The organism is Salegentibacter salegens, from assembly GCF_900142975.1.
GTDB classification, from domain to species: Bacteria; Bacteroidota; Bacteroidia; order Flavobacteriales; family Flavobacteriaceae; genus Salegentibacter; species Salegentibacter salegens.
Genome location: NZ_LT670848.1, coordinates 1,856,092 through 1,878,331, shown reverse-complemented (window position 1 = coordinate 1,878,331; position 22,240 = coordinate 1,856,092). Strand labels below are relative to the sequence as shown.

Genomic DNA, 22,240 nt, shown 5'->3' with positions numbered 1-22,240 from the left:
AATACTATGGCAAAGGAAGATTCAAATTCTGAAAGGGAACCAAGTTGGAAAAGTGATTTCCCTATAGAAACCAGGCGTGGTACGCACGTAAGTAGAAGGGAATTTGCAAAATTCCTCGGATTATTATCAGGGGCTTTTGCCCTTAGCAATGGCTTTATTGTAATTAAAGCAATGGCCTTTCCTGCAGAAAAACTGGAGGGAGAACATTTTGTAGTTAATGAAAATGAAGTTGGAGTAGGGGAAATGTTTCAGTTTGAAATTCATGGTGCCAAAAAAATTCCTTATATTCTCATTCATCTAAAAGAAAACGAATGGCGTGCTTTTGAGCAAAAATGTACCCACCTTACCTGTGCGGTAAGATATCGTAAAGACGAGAATAAAATAGAATGTCCCTGCCATAACGGTTGGTTTAGTGCAGATACCGGTGAGGTATTGCAAGGACCACCCCCAAGACCATTACCTCAATTAGAGGTAGTAATAAAAGAAGGGAAAGTGTATGTAAAAGAAGAAAATGAGGATCAAAATATATTATAATGAGTGATTTTAGAACATCGCAAAACGAAGCACATCCCAATAAGACTAATACCATTATGACTGGGATTATATTATTGCAAATCCTGTTTGTAAGTATACAAATATGGTTTTTATTTGGTGCGCTTAATAATGCATTAGAAGGTAATTTGTTCTTTGCAATTACTACGTTTGTAGGATCGCTATTAATGGCCTTAGCTTCTTTTTGGGTACTGCGGTATTTACCGGAACCCTTAAAAAAGAAACCAAACAATAAACCCAGAGTGGATGTTAGTAGACAACCATAAACGAATACATGATTATTTAAGAATTTCGCTTACAGATAGCTGCAACTTTCGTTGCCAGTATTGTATGCCCGATGAGAACATACAATGTTTACCTAATAAACATCTCATGCAGGTTGATGAGATTGAAAAAATTGCAACCACTTTTGTAAACCTTGGAGTTAATAAAATAAGACTCACAGGAGGAGAACCTCTTGTGCGAAAAGAATTCAGGGAAATTTTAGCCCGGCTCTCCAAACTCCCGGTAGAAATAAGCCTTACCACCAATGCGGTACTTGTACATAAGTTTATAGACGACTTTAAAGCTGCCGGAATACGCGCGGTAAACGTTAGCCTTGACACCCTCAATGCCGAAACTTTTAAAAGGATCACCAAAAGAGATCAGTTTGATTTGGTATGGCGAAACATTCAATTATTACTGAAAGAAGGTTTTAGGGTTAAAATTAATGCAGTAGCGATTGAAGGCGTAATCGAAAAAGAGATCCTGGATTTTGTAGAAATTACAAGAGATTTACCTTTACATGTACGCATGATAGAATTTATGCCTTTTGAAGGAAATCACTGGAATAGCAAAAAAGTAATTACCGCTACTCAAATGCTAAAATGGGCTAAAGCCGAATATGATATGGTGAAATTAAAAGACAAACCCCATGCCACGGCCAAAAAGTACAAAGCCATTGGTCACGAAGGTACCTTTGCGTTTATCACCACTATGACTGAACATTTTTGTGGCGATTGTAACCGCATGCGAATCACAGCCGACGGGAAAATGAAGAATTGTCTTTTTGGAAAAGATGAAATGGATTTATTGGGCACTTTACGAAAAGGTGAAGATATTGAGCCATTTATTAGATTATCAGTTTTACAAAAGCATGCAGTAATGGGAGGCCAGTTTAATAAATCGTATAAGGATACCGAGACTACTCAACTGGAGAATCGAAGTATGATTAGAATTGGCGGATGATATCAGTAGAACAGGCTAAAAAAATCCTCGCTGAAAATTCAGAAAGAGGGCAAATTATAGAAAAAAAACTTGGTGAATGCCTGGGTTTAATACTTGCCGAAAATATTTATTCTCCAATTGATGTTCCTTCCTTCGATAATTCAGCAATGGATGGCTATGCAATGAATTTTGATGAAAATTCCCGTTCGTGGGTAGTTTCAAATATCATTCAGGCGGGAGATACTTCTGAAATAAATATTGCTTCGGGCAAAGCCGCTCGTATTTTTACAGGAGCAAAGATTCCGAAAGGCACAAATACTGTAATTCCACAGGAATTAATAGAGGTAATTGAGGTAGACCAAATAAAATATATTGGAGATAAAATCTCTTCAGGTAGCAATGTTAGGCTCAAAGGTTCTCAATCTAAAAAGAATTCCCTGATCTTAGAAAAGGGCCAGATTTTTGGCGCGGGCCAAATAGGACTTTTCGCCTCGGTTGGGGTATCACAGGTAAAAGTTTTTGCTACACCAAAAGTAGGCTTTATAGTTACCGGTAATGAGTTAAAAGAACCCGGCACTCCTTTAAAAGATGGAGAAATATATAATTCTAACGGGCCAATGCTTGAAGCACTTTTAAAAGAAAGTGGCGTAAAGCAAATTAAGAGCTACAAAGCTCCCGATGACAAGGCGAGCCTGCAAAAAATTATTGACCAGGCACTTTCTGAAAATGATATTCTTCTTTTAAGCGGAGGAATTTCGGTAGGGGATTACGATTTCGTAAAAGATTGTCTCAACGCAGCAAAGGTTGAAGAACTTTTTTATAAAATAAAACAACGCCCGGGAAAACCAATGTTTGCCGGAAAAAAAGATAAAAAAATGATTTTCGCGTTACCAGGAAATCCCGCTTCGGTACATAGTTGTTTTATTCAATATGTTAGGCCTTCTATAAAACACTGGTTGGGCAAAACCGCGGTGTGGGAAGCAGATCATAAATTGAAAATCACCGAAGACATTCCCAAAAAGCCTGGTTTTACCTACTTTATGAAAGGCAGAAAAGTCAATAACAGTGTAGAACTTCTAAAAGGTCAGCAATCTTTTAACCTGCAGGCTTTTGCAACTGCAGAATGCCTTTTGGAATTACCCGCAGAAAGTTCGGAAGTAACTGCAGGAACCAAAGTAAAAGTTTACGATCTTTAAGATTATTTATAAGTTTGAATAGATGCAAAGCGAATTTCTACCATATTTGTTTTTGCTGTTACCCTTAGCAGCTTTTTTCTATTCCTCGGTAGGGCATGGGGGTGCCAGCAGCTATCTCATGATTCTGGCCCTAACCGGTTTTGCACCTGAAGAAATTAGGCCCACCGCTTTATTACTTAATATGGCAGTCTCTTTTATCGCTTTTATGAACCATCGCAGGTCCTGTGAATTTCCTAAAAATCTTTTCCTGCAATTGGTGATTTTTTCAGTACCTGCAGCTTTTTTGGGCGGGTTAGTAGTTGTGGACTCATCTATTTACAAAAATATTTTAGGTGTACTTTTATTGTTTCCGGTGTTGAATTTTCTGGGGGTTTTTCCGAAGAATGAAAAAATGATTCTTAGGGATAAATTGTGGATGCCTCCATTAATCGGGATTCTAATAGGTTTCTTTTCTGGACTTATTGGTATTGGTGGAGGAATTATCCTTTCTCCATTGCTACTTATGTTGGGGTGGACTAATATTCGTCAAACTGCCGCCCTAAGTGCCCTTTTTATTTTTGTCAATTCGGTAGCTGGTTACCTGGGGACTACAGGTTTTAATTTAATAGATAACAAATCGCTATGGATCCTTATTCCGCCAGCCGTACTCGGGGGCATTCTGGGTAGTTATTTTGGCGCTTTAAAATTCAATGTAAGACTGGTAAAACATCTGTTAACATTCGTCCTGGCTGGAGCAGCTCTTAAATTAATCTTTTTCTGAAAAGTTATCCAAACATAGAAGCATTTGTACTTGCAGGTGGAAAAAGTAGCCGTATGGGGCGTGATAAAGGCCTGGTTTCTCTAAATGAAGAACCAATGATTTTACACGTGTTGCGGGAATTGGAATTTTTGAAAATACCCACCAAAATAATCGCTAATAATTCGGCTTATAAAAAGTTTAATCTACCCATTTATAATGATGTTATTCCCGAAAAAGGACCAATGGGTGGTTTGCTAACCGCCATGGAGAATACGAAAGCAGAAATGGTGCTGCTCCTTGCCTGCGATATGCCTTTTATAACTGCGAGTGCCATTGAGAAATTATTAAATAATTCTGATAATGAGCAGATAACCGCCTCAATGTTTAATCAAAAAATAAATCCACTATTTAGCATCTATCCTGTAATTTTAAAGGAAAATATTAAGAAAAGCATTGCTTTAGGAAATCTAAAAATGACCGATTTCATTCTGAAAAATCAACACGTTTTGTTACCTTTCGAGAACGAGATATCGGGTAAGATATTCAAGAATATCAATACTGAGAAAGAACGAAAAGAAGCCGAAAAGAAATGGAAGGATTAACTATAAAAGCTTTTGGAATAATCGCTGAAAAGTTGCCTGAGCAGGAATTTAAATTTCCAAAGAAAAAGGATACTGAAGAATTATTGAACAGCCTTTATAATGAATATCCCAATTTAAAAGATTTAGATTTTTCACTGGCGGTTAATCAGCAGCTTATACAACAAAACACCTCTCTGGAAGGGAACGAGGAGATTGCTCTTTTACCACCATTTTCTGGAGGATGAATAGATTTTCACGCCAAACCATATTACCCGATTTTGGAGCAGAGGGCCAGCAAAAACTCTCCCAGGCCCGCGTTCTTGTTGTAGGAGCAGGTGGCTTAGGTTGTCCTGCTTTGTTACACCTTGCTGCGGCTGGTGTGGGAACAATTGGGATAGTTGATGGCGATATTATAAGTGAGTCTAACCTTAACAGGCAAACGCTTTTTGGTCATCAACATATAGGCAGGCCTAAAGCCTCTACTGCTGCCGAAATTCTAAAAGAGAAATATCCGGATCTAAAATTTGAAATTTTTTCAGATTTTCTGAATACTAATAATGCCCTGGAAATAATTTCACAATTTGATTTAATAGTAGATGGGACCGATAATTTTGGAACCCGCTATCTTGTTAATGATGTCTGTGTTTTACTTGAAAAACCCCTGGTAATGGGTGCTATTTATAAATATGAAGGACAATTAATGATTTTCAATTATGGACCTGCTGCTCTAAATTATCGCGATGTTTATCCAAATCCGCCCGGTGAGAATCAAATTCCCAACTGTGCTGAAACCGGGGTTTTAGGGGTGCTTCCTGGAATTATTGGTACACTGCAAGCTTCAGAAGTAATAAAAATTTTATCTGGAGTGGGAAAAGTGCTTTCAGAAAAAATACTTTTCTTTAATCTTAAAAATTCATCATTTTACGAAGTAGCCATACAGCCTAATCTCAAAGGCAGGAAAAATCTTCCTGATTCTGAAGATGATTTCCGTAGCAGGGATTATAAAATTAACTGTGGAATTGCAGAGCATATAAACTGGGAAAAAGCTCTGGACTGGACATTTAATATGAATAACAGTGTGCTGGTTGATATTAGGGAGACCGGAGAAAAACCATTATTAAAGAAAGATTATTTGCGCAATATGCCCCAGGGTGAATTAAGAGAGAATCCTGAATTACTTTCAGCATATGAAAATATTCTTTTAGTTTGTGCCTCAGGGCAACGCAGTGCGCAATTGGCAACGGAATTGAAACAGCAATTTCCTGAAAAGAAAATATTTTCAGTAGAAGGAGGGATTTTACATCCTTCTTCACCTTTAAATTCGAACAAAAATGACACGTAAACCTAAAAATATATTTGTAGAAGGACCTATTTCTTCAGAAAAGATAGCCAGGTCTATTCAAAATCACAGCAGCAAAACCAATATAGGTGCGCATTCTATTTTCCTGGGACAGGTGCGGGCCGATGAGAAGGAGGGCAGCACGGTAAGCGCTATAGAATATACAGCTTATGAGGAGATGGCTCTTCAAAAAGCATTTGAAATAAGAGAAGCCATTTTTGAGAAATATAATCTTACCTGTATGCATATTTATCACAGCCTGGGAGAAGTAAAAACCGGGGAAATATGCCTGTTTGTATTTACCTCTTCCAAACACAGAAAAATGGCTATAGATGCTTGTGAAGAACTGGTAGAAAGAATTAAGAATGAGTTACCGGTTTGGGGGAAGGAGCTTCTGGAGAACAGGGACGAAAACTGGAAAGTGAATACTTAGAATATTGAAAAGAAAGAAATGGTAAACATCACTCAAAAAAGTAATAGCCTTCGCAAAGCTATAGCGCAAGCTGTGGTTAAGGTAAGCAGCCCTGACACTATTAAGGCCGTAGTAGAGAAAACAGTGCCCAAGGGAGATGTTTTTGAAATGGCGAAAACAGCGGGTCTTTTTGCTGCAAAGCGCACCAGCGATATGATTCCCGATTGCCATCCTTTACCGGTTGAGTATACAAATATTACCTACAATATTGAAAACCTTGAGATTTATATTAATGTTGAGGTACATACCATTTATAAAACAGGCGTTGAGGTAGAGGCGATGCATGCAGCTTCTGTAGTTGCCCTCACGATGTACGATATGCTAAAACCAATAGATAAAGGGATAAGCATTGAAAAAATAAAGCTACTGGAGAAAAAAGGAGGAAAAACAGATTATCGAAAGGTAGTAGAGGATAATCAAATTACTGCTACGGTTATTGTTTGTTCCGATTCTATTTCGGCGGGAGAGAAGCAGGATAAGGCAGGTAAGGTAATCATGGAAAAGTTGAAAGCTTACCAGGTTGCTGTAGAAGATTACCAAATTATTCCCGATGAAAAAGAAAGAATTCAAAAGCTTGTAAAAGAAAAAAGTGAGAAAAAAGTGAGTCTGGTGATCCTAACCGGTGGTACCGGCCTATCCCCGCGGGATGTAACCCCAGAAGCTATTCGGCCTTTACTGGAGCGTCCTATTCCTGGTATTGAAGAGGCCATAAGGGCTTACGGGCAGGACAGGACGCCTTATTCTATGCTTTCACGCTCTGTCTCGGGCTTAATTGGCAACACCCTTGTACTCGCCTTACCTGGATCTACCAAGGGTGCTGAGGAATCTATGGATGCTGTTTTTCCCGCTATTATGCATATTTTTAGGGTGATGGCAGCTTTTAAACACGATTAGGATTAAGTATGAAATCCCGATATTTTAAAAATTCCCTTTCATTATTTCTGAAAATATTTCGAAAGACTTCAGCCTATCCTGGTGATCATAAATATGGGAAACAGCCATAATTTCATTTACACCGGTTTCTTTTAGAAACGCTTCAGTTTTGGTTTTTATCGTTTCAGGATCCCCAATAAATGCATATTGAAGCATACGCTGAAAGCCGGGATGAGCAAGAATTTCCCTGTGTTCATTAGTGAAATCTACCGGTGGTTGCATGTAATCAATATTTCCGCTCATTACGCCCAGCATCATTTTAATAAGCGAAGTAGAGATTTTTTCAGCTTTAGTTGTAGTATCGGCAGCAATTATATTTACGCCGGCCACGGTGTAAGGTTTTTCAAGAAATTTTGAAGGTTTAAAATTATTGTGATAAATACTAAGGGCCTGGTGCAATTGTGCGGGAGCAAAATGGCTGGCAAAAACATAAGGTAAACCTTGTTCGGCGGCAAGATGTGCACTATCTGTACTTGAACCCAGAATATAAATTGGTACTTCTACTCCTTCAGCTACCGCGGCCCTTACTTGTGCCTGAGCGTTTTCAACTGAAAAATATTTCTGAATTTCTTTTACTTCCTCAGGGAATTTAAAAACCGATTTCATGCGGTCAGAACGGATAGCCTGAGCGGTAACCTGATCTGTTCCGGGCGCTCTTCCCAGTCCCAGGTCTATCCTGTTTGGATAAAGCGTTCCAAGGGTTCCAAATTGTTCAGCAACGATTAGAGGTGAATGGTTTGGAAGCATAATTCCGCCGGAACCTACTTTAATTGTTTTTGTTCCGCCTGCAATATGCCCTATAAGTACCGATGTGGCTGAACTGGCAATACTCACCATATTATGATGCTCTGCCAACCAGAAACGGGTATAGCCCATTTTTTCTGCGTTTTGAGCCAGATCAAGACTTTGGTCAAAAGTTTCTTTTACACTGGAATCTTTAGCTACCGTAGCTAATTCTAGAATAGAGTAGGGAATCTCACTTATATTTAAAGACATATTGATTTTTTCTTTTAATGCTTAAAGGTAGCCGAATAACAATTAGAATCCTTACAGAATACGGGGAGACAATTCAAAATCCACTTTAAAAAAATATTATACTATTAATAGAAAGTTAAGGTAAAAACGCATAATCTTTGCAGAACCTTTACAACGAAAAGGTTTTCGTTTAAATTTTTATAGCGCGATTCCTTTATATTTTAGATATATTAACAATATGAAGTTAAACTACCCATAAAAAATTTTCCCAGAGAAACATTCCGCATAAATTAGCTTTCTAAAACTTACAAAACTAACACCTATGGCATCTTATTTAAATACCAACGAGATTAGAGTTTCACTAAAACAATTAGTGAAACAATATGTAGATGAATGTGAAACCTGTCAGGAGTTGCCTGATGAGTTTATAAGCTTAATAAAGCATAATTTCCTGGCGAAATATGTTTATTATAATAAACAGAAAAAGCAAATTGAAATTGGGATAGACGAGTCTGATTCTCCCGATACCTACCCAGAAATTAAAGTTTATAAAATCCCGGTAAATAAAGCTGTTAAATGGTTAGACGGATCGTTTAGAGAGCAGCAAAACGATTTAGAATTCTACGGAAAACTATTGAACCGGAATGAAATTTTTAACTCGTCAGATGTTGTTTTGATGAGTAGATAAATAATTTTATCTCCATATATAGAGCCGCCTAAATAGTCTTGTTTTCGTCAAGCTGTCCCGAAGTATCTGGACAGGAGGACGGATTAAAAACTATTTAGGCGTTTTTTATTTTTATTATTATGAATATAGCTATAGATAGGATTTACGAGAATAAAGAAGCTTCAGATAATATCCGGATTTTAGTGGATAGGCTTTGGCCGCGAGGAATTTCTAAAGAAGATGCGCATTTAGATTTTTGGCATAAGCAATGGGCACCGAGCGATGATTTAAGAAAGAAATTTCACGAAAATAAAATTTCCTGGGATGAATTTAGCAAAAACTACAAGACAGAATTAAATGAAAATAAACATCATATTTTAAGCGATTTGGAAGATCTGGACAAAAGAAAAAGCCTCACACTTTTATACGGATATAAAGATAAAACCCAAAATCATGCAGTACTGCTAAAAGAGTTTCTAGACAATCTTTAAATTAGGCTTTTGCTTTTTTCGCTAAATCTTCCATAATCATTTTGGCATGTACCCTTGAGTTTTCTATAAACCATTTATGGGTTTCTACGCCACCGCAAATTACCCCGGCCAGGTAAATTCCTTTTACATTGGTTTCCATGGTTTCCTCATCATACTGCGGAATTTTTCTTCCATCACCAGATAATTTAATGCCCATTTTTTTTAGAAATTCAAAGTTTGGACGATAACCGGTGAGCATCAGTACAAAATCGTTTTCCAGAGTTTGTTCGCCATCGGGAGTTTCAATAACCACCTCGTTCTCCCTGATTTCTTTCAAATTAGCATTGAAAATTGCTTTGATACTTCCTTCTTTAATTCGGTTGTCAATATCGGGGCGTACCCAGTATTTCACCCTTCTGCCAATTTCTTCCTGTCTAACGATCATGGTGACTTCGCCACCTTTTCTAAATATCTCTAAAGCAGCGTCTACAGCCGAATTACTGGCTCCCACTACAATGGTTTTTAGGGTAGCATAATAGTGGGGATCTCCATAATAATGGGCCACTTTTGGTAAATCTTCCCCGGGAATATTTAGATAATTTGGGATATCGTAAAATCCTGTTGCAACCACCACATTTTTTGCCGTGTAATTATTCTTTGTAGTAGTTATACTATGCAGGTTTTCTTTAGATGCTACTTCTGTAACCTTTTCAAATAGATTGATATTAAGTTCATTAGAAGTCGTTATTCGGCGGTAATATTCTAAAGCTTCGGCCTTTCGGGGCTTTGGATTATTACTGATAAACGGAATACCATTCAACTCCAGTTTTTCTGAAGTCGAAAAGAATGTCATATTGGTAGGGTAGTGGTACAACGAGTTTACCAGGCAGCCTTTTTCCAGGATAAGATAAGAAAGGTTTTTCTTTTCGGCTTCCAGCGCGCAGGCAATACCAATTGGGCCGCCGCCAATAATTATAACATCGTAAGTATTCTTAGGAGTTTGCAAGTTGTCTTAAGTCTTTTATGGTTTCCAGTTGGTCTTCAGCTTTAAAAACATAACTCCCGGCCACCAAAACATCGGCCCCGGCTTTTATGAGTTGAGAAGCATTTTCATTAGTTACTCCTCCATCAATTTCAATTAAAGTAGAAGCATTGTGGGTTACAATAAGCTCTTTTAATCGCTGAATTTTATAGTAGGTGTTCTCTATAAAACTTTGTCCGCCAAATCCAGGGTTTACGCTCATTATACATACTATGTCGATATCCTGTATCACATCTTTCAATAAATCTACACTTGTATGCGGATTTATTGCTACTCCCGCTTGCATACCTTCAGCTTTTATTGCCTGTAGCGTTCGGTGTAAATGGGTGCAGGCTTCGTAATGTACAGTAAGATTATCGGCTCCCAGTTTCGCAAATTCCTTAATGTACCTATCGGGATCTACGATCATAAGGTGAACATCAATAGTTTTTTCGGCGTGTTTGGTAATAGCTTGGAGAACGGGCATTCCGTATGAAATATTCGGAACAAAAACGCCGTCCATAATATCTATATGAAACCAGTCGGCTTCACTTTTGTTTACCATTTCAATATCACGCTGAAGATTCCCAAAATCGGCAGCAAGAATAGATGGGGCAATAAGTTTTGTTGTCATAAGTATTGTGCTGAAAGTGTGCACACAAAAATAACAAGATTATACTTATTTGATGCCTTCTGTAAATTTATTTAAGATGTACTTTACGGAGCTTTGAATTGCAGGATTTAACAGACTTATTTGTGTGAGATAGGTGTCAAAATTTTCGTCATTATACCTGTCGTCTAAAGAAATAAAATCGGCTTCGTAACCATTAAACTGAATATTTGGAATTTTCTTCTGAAAAATGCTGATAACATTGTGATGGCGTTCATCAGCTTTTATTCTACTAAACAGATCTTCTAGAATTTGCTCTTCCCCTTCAAGAACCTGGAAAAAATTACCCTGAGAATATAAAAGAATACCGGTAATATTGTGATTATTATTCCAGTTTTTACTAAAATCTAAAGCTTCCTGAATTTCAGTTTCTGAAAGTGCCGGATTAGCCGTACTTACATAACTTATAGCGTAGCGCATACTTGTTTAAGAATTGTTGAACTTAAAAATAATAGAAATTAAGAAGTGTTGAAATTCTAAAAAGTGAAAGTTTATTTAAAATCATTGGAAAATGACGCGGTAGCATATAAATAAGCTAAAAATGATCTTTTATTACTGTGCGGGCTGCATTAAAACCGCACATGCCGTGCACGCCGCCTCCTGGTGGAGTAGAGGAAGAACAAATATAAATCTTTGGATTAGAAGTAGAGTAAGGAGATATTTTTGCAATTGGCCGGGTAAAAAGTTGGGTAATATCCTGTTTCCCACCGTTAATATCACCTCCAATAATATTTGGATTAAAGGCGTTCAACTGTACCGAATTCATAGTAGATTTCTTTAAAATACAATTTTTAAAACCGGGAGCAGCACGCTCAATTTGATCTTCAATTATTTTAGAAAAATCTTCGTTACTGCCGTTTGGCACGTGGCAATAAGCCCAGGCCGTATGTTTTCCAGCTGGAGCTCTTGAAATATCAAAAATACTATGCTGGGCCACCAATACGTAGGGAGCTTGTGTCATATTATTTTGATGAATACTTTGTTCTGAAGTCTCCATTTCTTCTTCTGAAAATCCTATGTGCACCGTACCTGCTTTTCGGCATTTTTCATTGGTAAAAGGAATAGGTTTATTAAGTGCCCAATCTATTTTAAAAACTCCCGCCCCGTATTTAAAAGAGTTCATTCTTTTACGATAAAGATTAGAAAAATCTGTTTCCTTTATTTTTAATAATTGCTTCGGAGTTAAATCGAATAAATATGTTTTAGACTCCGGAAGTTCCCTAAGCTGGGTTATATTTTTTTCAAGTTGTAATTCGCCGCCAATAGAAGTATAGTAGCTCATCATACTATTTATAAAATTTTGAGCCCCACCTTTTGGGAATGGCCAGTTATATTTATGCGCCATGGTATTTAGTACAAGTCCAAAAGAGGCTGAAGCCAGGTTATCCAGTGGTAAGGTGGAATGTGCGGCAGAACCGTAAAAGAATATTCTTGATTTTTCATTTTTGAAATAATGTTTTGCCAACATTTTAGCCGAGGGCAATGCCTTCATTCCAAATTTCATAAAATCCAGCGGATGATCGGGAATTCCTAAAGGTCCCAGAAGATCATTTTCTATTTTTCCCCAATTTTTAACCAGGGGATCAAATAATTTGAGATAGGAAGATTCATCATTGCCCAATTGGTCTGCTGTTTTTCTTAGATCGGTATAACAGGCGTGTGCGGTGCCGTCAGCAAAAGGATGAGCGTATGGAATTTCAGGAAATATCCATTCCAATCCATGTTTCTCAAGAGGTAGACTTCTTAAAAATGGAGAACCAAAACCCATAGGTAAAATGGCTGAGCCCACATCGTGCTTAAATCCTGGTAAAGTTAATTCCTGGGTTCGGGTGGATCCTCCGGGAGTAGCTGCTTGTTCAAAAATGGCAGTTTTCAGGCCTTTTTGCTGCAAATATATTGCTGCCGAAATTCCGTTAGAGCCGCTTCCAATAATTATAGCATCGTAGCTTAAAGGCATTAAGTGATATTTTTAAGGTCAAGGCTCCCAATATATTCACGAAAGGAAATTTTACCGTTAGATTCCCAAAATCATGTCGTTTGTAGTAATAAAAGTAAAATAATCCAGTTTATCATTAATTTACTCACTAAAGATTTTCACTAAATTGAGGTCTGCATTTAATTTTGCCATGGTTTCTGGTACTTTTATGATTTTCCTCCAATAATTTCCTCTATCATTTTGGTCATTTCAAGCCTGGTATAAATACTTGGGCCACCTACTTTTATTATTTTCGGACCTCTTTCCAGAAAGGATATTATTACGCTTGCAAGATCTTTGGTATGAATGCTATTCGTTTTGCATTTCCCGATCCAATTAGGGGGATGTCTGATTAAGGGAGGGGTAGGAAAGAAAAAACCCCGGTTCATCACGCCGGGGTCATTCATCAATCAAAAAACGAACAGTTATGTTAGCCGGCCGTCGCCAGCATTAACTGTTGTCATCTTAAATATCTTATCCTAAATAAGTTTTCAGGATCTTACTTCTAGAGGTGTGTTTCAACCTTCTAATTGCTTTTTCTTTAATTTGTCTAACTCTTTCTCTTGTAAGATCAAAAGTTTCACCAATTTCTTCAAGTGTCATTGGGTGCTGGTCTCCAAGACCAAAGTACAAACGAATAACATCTGCTTCACGAGGAGTTAGAGTTTCTAAAGCACGCTCAATTTCAGTTCTTAAAGACTCGTGTAAAAGTTCCTTGTCAGGATTTGGAGATTCCCCGGAACGTAATACATCGTAAAGGTTAGAATCTTCACCTTCTACCAAAGGAGCATCCATAGAGACGTGACGACCAGAATTCTTCATAGATTCCTTAACGTCGTTAATGGTCATGTCCAGTTCTTTCGCAATTTCTTCAGCACTTGGTGGGCGCTCGTGAGATTGTTCTAAGAAAGCAAAAGTTTTGTTGATCTTATTAATAGATCCAATTTTATTCAATGGTAAACGAACAATACGTGATTGCTCGGCCAATGCCTGAAGTATAGACTGGCGAATCCACCATACAGCATAGGAGATAAATTTAAAACCACGCGTTTCATCAAAACGTTTCGCAGCTTTAATTAATCCTAAATTTCCTTCGTTAATAAGGTCGGGTAGGGTTAACCCCTGATTTTGATATTGTTTTGCTACCGACACCACAAAACGTAAATTCGCTTTAGTTAATTTTTCCAAAGCGCGGTCATCACCCGCTTTAATTCGTTGTGCTAATTCTACCTCTTCATCGGCAGTAATTAAATCAACTTTACCAATTTCTTGCAAATACTTGTCTAACGAAGCAGTCTCACGGTTTGTTACCTGCTTCGTAATCTTAAGTTGTCTCATCTATCGTCTCCTTGGATTTTAATTATGAATAGCTCTTGTATTAGTTTATACGCAAGTTGTAGTCGAAATGTTACAAAAAACCTTAATTAATTTTATTTGGGCGTTACCCTGCGGGTCGGGCTTTACGTTGCAAGTCCTCGCTCGCTCCACTCGCTGTGGGCTTTCCACTGCAATCCCTAACGCAGAAAAAAAATTAAAAATAATAAAAGGTAGACTAAAGAAGTCTTTGCTTTTCGTTGAGGAGGTCTAAAAAGTTGCCAAAATGCGTCAAGCTGAACTTGTTTCAGCTTCTAACATGTTCCAATTCTCTCATATTAGATCCTGAAATAAATTTAGGATGACGATTATAAGAAATTATAAAAAGACATAAAAAAATCCCCGGAAAAATTAATTTCCGGGGATCTTGATTTATAAAGCTTAAGACTAATTAGTCGTTATCTTTACGATCTCTGTTGTCTCTGCCTCTGCGGTCATCACGGCCACGATTGTCTCGAGAACCACGATTGTCACGACCTCTGTCGTTACGATCGTTGTCTCTTGGTGGTCTTGGCTGGTAACCTTCAGGTTTTTCAAGTAAAGCTTTTCTTGAAACTTTTTCCTTACGGGTTTTAGGGTCTACACCAAAGTATTTTACATCTATAACATCACCAAGATTCACAATATCGGTAACATTATCTGTACGTTCCCAGGCCAGTTCAGAAATGTGCAATAAAACCTCGTTACCAGGAGCATCAAGATATTCTACTACAGCACCAAAGTCAAGTACCTTGATTACTTTTACTTCGTAAACACTTCCTTTTTCAGGCTTAAAGGTAATAGATTCTATTTTTGCAAGAACCTTATCAATTCCTTCTTGTTTCGTTCCAAGGATTTCAACAATACCTTCTTCGGTTACAGGATCTTCGTTGATTACTATTTCGCACCCTGTTGTTTTTTGAAGTTCCTGAATTACTTTTCCTCCAGGTCCGATCAATGCACCAATAAATTCGTTAGGAATTCTTCTGGTGATGATTTTTGGAGCGTGAGCTTTTACATTTTCGTTTGGCTCAGCAATAGTGTCAGTAAGTTTTTCAAGAATATGAAGTCTTCCTGCACGAGCTTGTTTTAGCGCTTTCACTAAAATCTCGTAAGGAAGTCCTTTTACTTTAATATCCATTTGGCAGGCGGTAATACCATCAGCCGTTCCGGTTACTTTAAAGTCCATATCTCCAAGGTGATCTTCATCTCCAAGAATATCTGAAAGTACAGCGTGACGCTCTCCATCAGAAATTAATCCCATTGCGATCCCGGAAACCGGTTTTGTCATTTTAATACCTGCATCCATCATTGCCATAGTTCCGGCGCATACCGTAGCCATAGAAGAAGAACCGTTAGATTCTAATACTTCAGAAACAATACGAACTGTGTAAGGATTGTTTTCAGGAATCATTCCTTTTAATGCACGTTGTGCAAGATTTCCATGTCCAATTTCACGTCTTGAAGTACCTCTAATCGGGTAAGCTTCTCCTGTACAAAATGGAGGGAAATTGTAATGTAAATAGAAAGTTTCTTCGCCCTGGTGAGTTGGCATATCTATGGTGCTTGCTTCTCTGGAAGTTCCCAGAGTTACAGTTGCCAAAGCCTGAGTTTCCCCACGAGTGAAAATAGCCGAACCGTGTACCGATGGTAAATAGTCGGTTTCACACCAAATTGGTCTAATTTCGTCGGTTTTTCTACCGTCTAATCGCAAACCTTCAGCAAGGGTAAGTTCTCTTACCGCTTCTTTTTCGGTTTTGCTGTAATATTTTTTGATCTGTTTTTCGCTTTCTTCTAATTCTTCTTCAGAAAATAAAGCTAAAACTTCTTCTTTTACTTTTGAAAATGCTTCGCTACGGTCTCTTTTGCTGTGACCACCTTTAGCGATATCATATATTTTTTGATAAGCTGCATCGTGAACTCTTTTCTCAAAGTCTTCGTTTTCTGCAGTAACGGCATATTCTCTTACCGGTTTTTTACCAAAAGCTTCCGCTAAACGCAATTGCGCTTCAACTTGCTTTTTGATGTGTTCGTGAGCAAACTGAATGGCTTCTGCCATTTCTTCTTCTGAAATTTCTTTCATTTCACCTTCTACCATCATCACAGAATCTGAAGAAGCACCAATAATCATATCGATGTCTGACTCTTGCAGCTGGCTGCGGCTTGGGTTAATCACGAATTCACCATTTACTCTACCTACACGGGCTTCAGAAATAGCGGTTTCAAAAGGAATGTCTGAAAGTTGAATTGCTGCTGATGCGGCAAGTCCTGCCAAAGCATCTGGCATAACATCTTCGTCGTGAGACATTAACTGGATCATTACCTGAGTCTCAGTTCTGTAGTCTGATGGGAAAAGCGGACGCAATACACGGTCTACAATTCTCATCGTTAAAACTTCACCATCACTAGGTCTTGCTTCTCTTTTGAAGAAACCTCCAGGATAACGTCCTGCTGCGGCGAATTTTTCTCTGTAATCTACTGTTAATGGAAAGAAATCCATCGTGCTTTCTTTATAAGAAGACACTACAGTACAAAGCAACATAGCGTCGCCCATTTGAACAACAACCGACCCGTGGGCCTGTTTTGCTAATTTTCCGGTTTCGATAGAGATTTCTCTTCCATCTCCTAAATCGATAACCTCTTTAAATGTTTGTGGAATCATAATAATTTTGAATTCTTCTAATGATCTGAATAACTTCACCAGATCTTTTGTTATACAATGGTCTCCGCCTATAATACCGGACGGCCGGTGGTTGTGTTGTTGTGTGTTGTGTAGACCAATGAAAAACTACTCTCTTTGAGCGACAATTTTACTCGATAATCGAGATTTAAATACTCCGAGGCTTACCTCGAAATAAATATTCTTCTTTAATTTATACCTCGTTCGAGGTAATTTACTCACTAAGTGAGATTTAAATAATGCAAAACCTGCATTTATTATGTAAATCTAATAACTATCGGATTTAGTCGATGGTTATTTTTGAAATTCTTTTATATAAAAAAAGGGGGCGTAAAGCCCCCTTTTGAAATTTATTTTCTTAATCCTAATTCTTTAACAATAGCACGATATCTCATAATATCTTTCTTCATCAAGTAATCAAGCAAGCTCCTTCTTTTACCAACCAACATTACCAAAGAACGCTCTGAGTTGTAGTCTTTACGATTCTTTTTTAAGTGATCTGAGAGGTGAGAGATTCGGTAGGTGAACAAAGCAATTTGTCCTTCAGCAGAACCGGTATCGGTTTTGCTTTTTCCGTGTTTCTCAAAAATTTCTTCTTTTCTTTCTTTGGCTAAATACATTCCAATATTAATTTTAATGATTTTTATGTATTGACAGTTCATCTGTCAGGCGGCAAAGATACTACTTTCTAAATAATTACCTATTTATAGAATATCTTTTTCTATTTTTATTTTAAGCTCTTACTGGTTGATTTTGAATAAGATCCAGATAAAGATTTACTTTGTTCTTAAGCTCAGACCTTTGTGTGATGAAATCTAAGAAGCCTTTTTCTTTAAGAAATTCTGAAGTTTGAAAATCCTTTGGGAGATCTTTCCCTGTGGTGTCTTTTACCACTCTTGGCCCTGCAAAACCTATTAATGCGCCTGGTTCAGAAATATTAATATCTCCCAGCATTGCAAAAGATGCTGTGGTACCTCCGGTAGTAGGATCGGTAGCCAGGGAGATATAAGGAATACTGGCATCTGCAAGTTGCGCCAACCTAACCGAGGTTTTAGCTAATTGCATTAGAGATAAAGCTGCTTCCTGCATTCTCGCTCCACCAGATTTAGAAATAATCATTAAAGGAAGTTGATTTTTTAGCGCGTAATCTGCTGCACGGGCAATTTTTTCACCTACAACAGATCCCATTGAACCTCCAATAAATCTAAAATCCATACAGGCAATAACCAATTCTTTTCCCTTAGATTTACCAACAGCTGTACGTACTGCGTCTTTAAGTTCGGTTTTTTCCTGGGCTGCTTTTAAGCGATCGGTGTATTTTTTGGTGTCTTTAAAATTCAAAGGATCTTTAGACGTCATATCCTTATCCAATTCTTCGAATTCGTTATCATCAAAAAGGATCTTAAAATATTCTTTACTCCCAATTCTTACGTGATAGCCATCTTCAGGACTTACATAAAAATTGCTTTCCAGCTGCTCTGCATCTACAATCTTGCCGGTAGGTGATTTGTACCAAAGTCCCTTAGGAACATCTTTTTTATGTTCGGTGGGGGTTTGAATTCCTTTTTGTGTTCTTTTAAACCAAGCCATTTATTTTCAGGTTTCAGGTTTCAGTTTATTTATATAGGGAATAAACCGAAAGTTTTACTTAAAATAAAAACAGCCGGAATTCTAAAAAATTCCAGCTGTTCATAAAATTAGATTTATAAGGTATTTACGTTGTTAAGATCTTCGAATGCCTTTTTAAGTCGGGCTTTAAAAGTAAGTTCTCCTTCACGTACCCATTTTCTTGGATCGTAATACTTTTTGTTAGGTACATCATCTCCATCAGGATTTCCAATTTGAGTGGCAAGATAATCTTTCTTACTACCCATATAATCACGAATTCCTTCAAGATATGCATATTGAAGATCGGTATCAATATTCATTTTAATTACTCCGTAGCTAATTCCTTCGCGAATTTCTTCAACAGTAGAACCACTACCACCGTGGAATACAAAGTCAATATGGTTTTCTTCCACACCATATTTTTTAGTAATATATTCCTGAGAGTTTTTAAGAATTACCGGGGTAAGTTTTACGTTACCTGGCTTATAAACCCCGTGTACGTTACCAAATGCGGCAGCGATAGTGAATTGGTCACTTACTTTGCTTAATTCTTCGTAAGCATAAGCAACTTCTTCTGGTTGGGTGTATAATTTAGAAGAATCAATATCGGTATTATCTACACCATCTTCTTCACCACCTGTAACCCCAAGTTCAATTTCAAGGGTCATTCCCATTTTGCTCATTCTCTCAAGATACTTCTTGCAAATCTCTATGTTTTCTTCAAGAGGTTCTTCAGAAAGATCTATCATATGCGAGCTGTAAAGTGGTTTTCCAAATTGCTCGTAATGTTTTTCACTGGCATCAAGCAAACCGTCTATCCACGGAAGCAATTTTTTTGCGCAGTGGTCTGTGTGCAAAATAACTACAGCACCATAGGCTTCAGCTAGCTCGTGAATGTGTTTTGCTCCTGCAACGCCACCTGCAATAGCAGCTTTTTCACCATCGTTAGAAAGTCCTTTTCCAGCGTTAAACTGGGCACCTCCATTTGAGAATTGAATAATTATCGGTGAATTTAGTTCTGCAGCGGTTTCCATTACTGCATTTGCACTACTGGAACCTATAATATTTACTGCCGGAAGGGCAAATCCCTTTTCCTTAGCATAATTAAATATTTCCTGTACTTCTTTTCCTGTGGCTACGCCTGGTTTAATGTTGTGACTCATAATTTTAGTTGAATTAGAAAAGCAAAAATAAGAAAATATGTTGGCTTAGAAAGGATAATTGATCCCTACATTGTACACAGCGTTATTAAAATTGTAATTTCTAAACCAGCGTTTGTCATCTGGCTGGGCTGGGTCGTAGGTTTTAAAGCCAATATCAAACCTAAGTACAAAGAAGTTAAAATCGTATCTAAGTCCGAAACCAGAGCCTACAGCAATATTTCTAAGATCAGAAAATGATTCAAAAGTTGCATCTTTATCCTCTACAATATCTAGCACGTTCCAGATATTACCAACATCTACAAAAACGGCCGAATTAAGGGCTCCAAAAAGATTGTACCGGTATTCAACATTGAAGGCCAGTTTCATATTAGCTTCGTTAAATTCATTGCGACCACCGCTGCTTCCAGGGCCAAGATCGTAAGCACGCCACGCACGATTATCATTAGGCCCACCGCCAAAGAAACTTCTCACAAACGGAATGCTGTTTGCGTTACCATAAGGAATGGCTACGCCCCCAAAAGCACGAAAGGCTAAAATATTACTCTGCCCCATATCCCAGTGTTTTATAAAATCGAGTTCGGTTTTAATGTATTGGGAGAAGTTTACTCCTAATACATCATAATTTCCATTCTCGTTTTTTTCAAAACCGGCTATAGAAGAAACTGCAGAAAGAACATTCCCGGCGGTTTCAATTTTAAACCTAAACCGTGTAAATTCCTGGTCGTAGAGATTCTTTTTTGTGTTCCATAAATAGGTATAATTAGACGCAAAAATGAGGTTGTTCTCTGTTAAACGTGTTTTTCTTTCGCCTATATTATTTACTAATTGGGTTTGATCATCGTCCAGTCCTGTTGTGCCTCCCGTATTGTTAGAAACGTCCCGAATAAAACTTTCGGCACCGGTTGGGATGTTTAGTAAACCTTCTTCATTTAAATAGGCGGGATCTGTAACTATACTTCCTGACTGGATAATCTCGTTAAGGTCGTTATACGAGTTTCGGTAAACATTAAAATAATTATCGATATTCAAATTTCTTACATATTGAATATTTAAAAGATCTACACGGTTAGAAAGTTGCCGGGACGGGTTCCAGCGGTAATTCATAATCCCCGAAAGATTTCTTTTATCCAGCCCTATATTATTTTGCGTACTTACCCCTAAACTCAGCGAAGTAAAAGGTTGCATATATTTGGGAATCAAACTTTCGGTATTAATTGGTAAAAATATCCGCGGAAAAGTAAGTTTAAGATCGGCTCCAATTTCTGAAATATCAAAAAAGCGATCATCGTTTCCGCTTATTGCAGCATCTGTAGAAGACCCAATACTTCCACGGCCAGAAATTTCAAAATTTTCGGCGCCACGAAAAACATTTCTGATTAAAAGGGAACCTCCAAAACCAATTCCGAATTTCTGAATATTACTTTGCGAAACATCAAAATCAAAACCCAGTGAATATTTTGGTTGTGGGGTTAGAAAAATATTGGCAACCAAATCGGTGCGGGTGGAATCGGCAGGATCTGGTGTAAATTGTACGTTTGGATATTTAAAAACGCGTAAAGAATTTAAACGATTATAAGTTCGGGAACGGGAAAGATCGCTGTAGGTGTTTCCGGGTCTAATAAAAACAGCGTCGGTTATGGCTTCGGGTTTATAACGCAGTTCGTCAAAACTATAAAGCGTATATCCTTCTTCGGTAGTAACACTATCGGTTAACGGCTGATTTCTATTGGCGTATTTATAATCTGTAAAAATATTAACCTTGCTAATTTCGTGAATTTTAAAAGGTACCCGTGAGGTGGTATCTTCTTCTGAAGCAAATCGGTTTTTTATAATCAAAGTAGTGTTTACTTTTCCGCCGGTATTAATAGTATCAGCATCAAAACTTATGTATTCCTGGTCAAAATTATAGACCCCGTTATTTCTAAAAAGGGAAGTTAAACGATCCCGTTCTTCATTAATATCAAGGGTTCTGTATTGTGCGCCTTCTTTAATAATCGATTCGTTTTTGTGAAGCTCGTATAAAGAATCTATAACTTTTGAAGCAATATTTGCGGTAATGGAGTCTAAATGATAAGCTTCGCCGGTAGCAACTTCATATTCAACACGGGCGCGTTTTTTTTTATTTTCTAAAGGAATTATTTCATAATCGGTCTCTACATTAAACCAACCATTGTTCCAGTACCAGGAGTTGAGCCTGTTAACCGATTTCCTGGTTTCTTCCTCACTTACAATAACCGGTTCTTCGCCAGTTGTTTTTAACCACTCATTAAAAGATTTTCTGGAATGCAGAAATTTTTCAAATTGTTTGTAAGAAAGAATATCTACAAGAGTATTTTTCTTGCTTTCATTTTCAAGGTATTTTTCACTTAAAATAGAATCTATATCTGGCCGTGCGAGATTATAAAAATGAAGTCTTAGTGGGATGCCCAGGAAACTGGTGTTAGGTTCCTGGTAAAGTTGATTGTAAATACGGGTCTCCTTGATCTTTTCGTCGTTAACGAAAATTTCATTCTCAGTGAGCAATTTATCATCACCCTCTACGCGTTTAACGGCATTACAGGAAATTAAAAAAAGCAGGCTTAAAAAAAATAATGATATTTTTGCGAAATGCCGATTCAAACACACATTTTTAAGAGATCA

Annotated in this window: 23 protein-coding genes; 12 read left to right on the top strand and 11 right to left on the bottom strand. The window is 37.6% G+C overall.

What is annotated here, in order from left to right:
- The first annotated feature begins 6 nt into the window (after positions 1–6).
- From B5488_RS08415 to moaCB, 10 genes are read left to right on the top strand one after another with little or no spacing between them, the layout of a single operon-like run.
- Positions 7–534, top strand: coding sequence for a QcrA and Rieske domain-containing protein (locus B5488_RS08415; protein WP_079734869.1), 528 nt, complete (start codon positions 7–9; stop codon positions 532–534).
- Entirely contained in the window at positions 534–818 is a 285-nt protein-coding gene (locus B5488_RS08410) for a DUF6755 family protein (RefSeq protein ID WP_075324696.1), read from the top strand. Before B5488_RS08415 ends, B5488_RS08410 begins: the two co-directional genes overlap by 1 nt.
- Positions 799–1,779, top strand: coding sequence for a GTP 3',8-cyclase MoaA (moaA, locus tag B5488_RS08405; protein ID WP_079734868.1), 981 nt, complete (start codon positions 799–801; stop codon positions 1,777–1,779). Before B5488_RS08410 ends, moaA begins: the two co-directional genes overlap by 20 nt.
- Complete coding sequence (locus B5488_RS08400; protein ID WP_079734867.1) at positions 1,776–2,954, top strand: molybdopterin molybdotransferase MoeA; 1,179 nt, start codon at positions 1,776–1,778, stop codon at positions 2,952–2,954. Before moaA ends, B5488_RS08400 begins: the two co-directional genes overlap by 4 nt.
- A gap of 22 nt (positions 2,955–2,976) precedes the next feature.
- Positions 2,977–3,714 carry a sulfite exporter TauE/SafE family protein gene (locus tag B5488_RS08395; protein ID WP_079734866.1) on the top strand — a complete coding sequence of 246 codons (738 nt, stop codon included), beginning with the start codon at positions 2,977–2,979 and terminating at the stop codon, positions 3,712–3,714.
- The gene (gene mobA, locus B5488_RS08390) at positions 3,699–4,295 is read left to right on the top strand and encodes a molybdenum cofactor guanylyltransferase (RefSeq protein ID WP_317041984.1); all 597 of its coding nucleotides are present in this window, start codon (positions 3,699–3,701) and stop codon (positions 4,293–4,295) included. Before B5488_RS08395 ends, mobA begins: the two co-directional genes overlap by 16 nt.
- Positions 4,283–4,519 (top strand): MoaD/ThiS family protein, encoded by a 237-nt coding sequence (locus B5488_RS08385; protein WP_079734864.1) that lies wholly within the window; start codon positions 4,283–4,285, stop codon positions 4,517–4,519. The genes mobA and B5488_RS08385 overlap by 13 nt, the downstream gene beginning before the upstream one ends.
- Entirely contained in the window at positions 4,516–5,616 is a 1,101-nt protein-coding gene (locus tag B5488_RS08380) for a HesA/MoeB/ThiF family protein (RefSeq protein ID WP_079734863.1), read from the top strand. Before B5488_RS08385 ends, B5488_RS08380 begins: the two co-directional genes overlap by 4 nt.
- The gene (locus B5488_RS08375; protein WP_079734862.1) at positions 5,606–6,046 is read left to right on the top strand and encodes a molybdenum cofactor biosynthesis protein MoaE; all 441 of its coding nucleotides are present in this window, start codon (positions 5,606–5,608) and stop codon (positions 6,044–6,046) included. The genes B5488_RS08380 and B5488_RS08375 overlap by 11 nt, the downstream gene beginning before the upstream one ends.
- An 18-nt stretch (positions 6,047–6,064) precedes the next feature.
- Entirely contained in the window at positions 6,065–6,979 is a 915-nt protein-coding gene (moaCB, locus tag B5488_RS08370; RefSeq protein ID WP_079734861.1) for a bifunctional molybdenum cofactor biosynthesis protein MoaC/MoaB, read from the top strand.
- Between the two features lie 24 nt (positions 6,980–7,003).
- Here moaCB and B5488_RS08365 read toward each other — a convergent pair whose 3' ends face one another.
- Positions 7,004–8,014 (bottom strand): LLM class flavin-dependent oxidoreductase, encoded by a 1,011-nt coding sequence (locus B5488_RS08365; protein ID WP_079734860.1) that lies wholly within the window; start codon positions 8,012–8,014, stop codon positions 7,004–7,006.
- A gap of 301 nt (positions 8,015–8,315) precedes the next feature.
- Here B5488_RS08365 and B5488_RS08360 point away from each other — a divergent pair, with 301 nt between their 5' ends.
- Positions 8,316–8,681, top strand: a complete 366-nt coding sequence (locus tag B5488_RS08360) for a hypothetical protein (protein ID WP_079734859.1) — start codon at positions 8,316–8,318, stop codon at positions 8,679–8,681.
- Between the two features lie 119 nt (positions 8,682–8,800).
- Positions 8,801–9,151 (top strand): DUF488 domain-containing protein, encoded by a 351-nt coding sequence (locus tag B5488_RS08355; protein ID WP_079734858.1) that lies wholly within the window; start codon positions 8,801–8,803, stop codon positions 9,149–9,151.
- Position 9,152: 1 nt separating this feature from the next.
- On the opposite strand, the gene B5488_RS08350 is transcribed toward B5488_RS08355, so the two are convergent.
- From B5488_RS08350 to tamL, 10 genes are all read right to left on the bottom strand, one after another.
- On the bottom strand, positions 9,153–10,136 hold the full coding sequence (locus tag B5488_RS08350) for a YpdA family putative bacillithiol disulfide reductase (protein WP_079734857.1): 984 nt from the start codon (positions 10,134–10,136) through the stop codon (positions 9,153–9,155).
- The gene (gene rpe, locus B5488_RS08345) at positions 10,123–10,785 is read right to left on the bottom strand and encodes a ribulose-phosphate 3-epimerase (protein ID WP_079734856.1); all 663 of its coding nucleotides are present in this window, start codon (positions 10,783–10,785) and stop codon (positions 10,123–10,125) included. Before rpe ends, B5488_RS08350 begins: the two co-directional genes overlap by 14 nt.
- 45 nt (positions 10,786–10,830) lie before the next feature.
- The gene (locus tag B5488_RS08340; RefSeq protein WP_079734855.1) at positions 10,831–11,241 is read right to left on the bottom strand and encodes a BLUF domain-containing protein; all 411 of its coding nucleotides are present in this window, start codon (positions 11,239–11,241) and stop codon (positions 10,831–10,833) included.
- A 115-nt stretch (positions 11,242–11,356) separates the two neighbouring features.
- A complete protein-coding gene (locus B5488_RS08335; RefSeq protein WP_079734854.1) occupies positions 11,357–12,778 on the bottom strand; it encodes a phytoene desaturase family protein in 1,422 nt (473 codons plus the stop codon).
- A 492-nt stretch (positions 12,779–13,270) separates the two neighbouring features.
- Positions 13,271–14,134 (bottom strand): sigma-70 family RNA polymerase sigma factor, encoded by an 864-nt coding sequence (locus B5488_RS08325; RefSeq protein ID WP_011708302.1) that lies wholly within the window; start codon positions 14,132–14,134, stop codon positions 13,271–13,273.
- Between the two features lie 427 nt (positions 14,135–14,561).
- Complete coding sequence (locus B5488_RS08320; RefSeq protein WP_079734852.1) at positions 14,562–16,811, bottom strand: polyribonucleotide nucleotidyltransferase; 2,250 nt, start codon at positions 16,809–16,811, stop codon at positions 14,562–14,564.
- A gap of 368 nt (positions 16,812–17,179) precedes the next feature.
- Positions 17,180–17,449 (bottom strand): 30S ribosomal protein S15, encoded by a 270-nt coding sequence (gene rpsO, locus B5488_RS08315; RefSeq protein ID WP_037315875.1) that lies wholly within the window; start codon positions 17,447–17,449, stop codon positions 17,180–17,182.
- Positions 17,450–17,561: 112 nt separating this feature from the next.
- Positions 17,562–18,419 carry an acetyl-CoA carboxylase, carboxyltransferase subunit beta gene (gene accD, locus B5488_RS08310; RefSeq protein WP_079734851.1) on the bottom strand — a complete coding sequence of 286 codons (858 nt, stop codon included), beginning with the start codon at positions 18,417–18,419 and terminating at the stop codon, positions 17,562–17,564.
- 113 nt (positions 18,420–18,532) lie between these two features.
- On the bottom strand, positions 18,533–19,600 hold the full coding sequence (gene fbaA, locus B5488_RS08305) for a class II fructose-bisphosphate aldolase (RefSeq protein ID WP_079734850.1): 1,068 nt from the start codon (positions 19,598–19,600) through the stop codon (positions 18,533–18,535).
- Positions 19,601–19,645: 45 nt separating this feature from the next.
- On the bottom strand, positions 19,646–22,225 hold the full coding sequence (gene tamL, locus B5488_RS08300) for a translocation and assembly module lipoprotein TamL (protein WP_456114824.1): 2,580 nt from the start codon (positions 22,223–22,225) through the stop codon (positions 19,646–19,648).
- Positions 22,226–22,240: the final 15 nt, after the last annotated feature.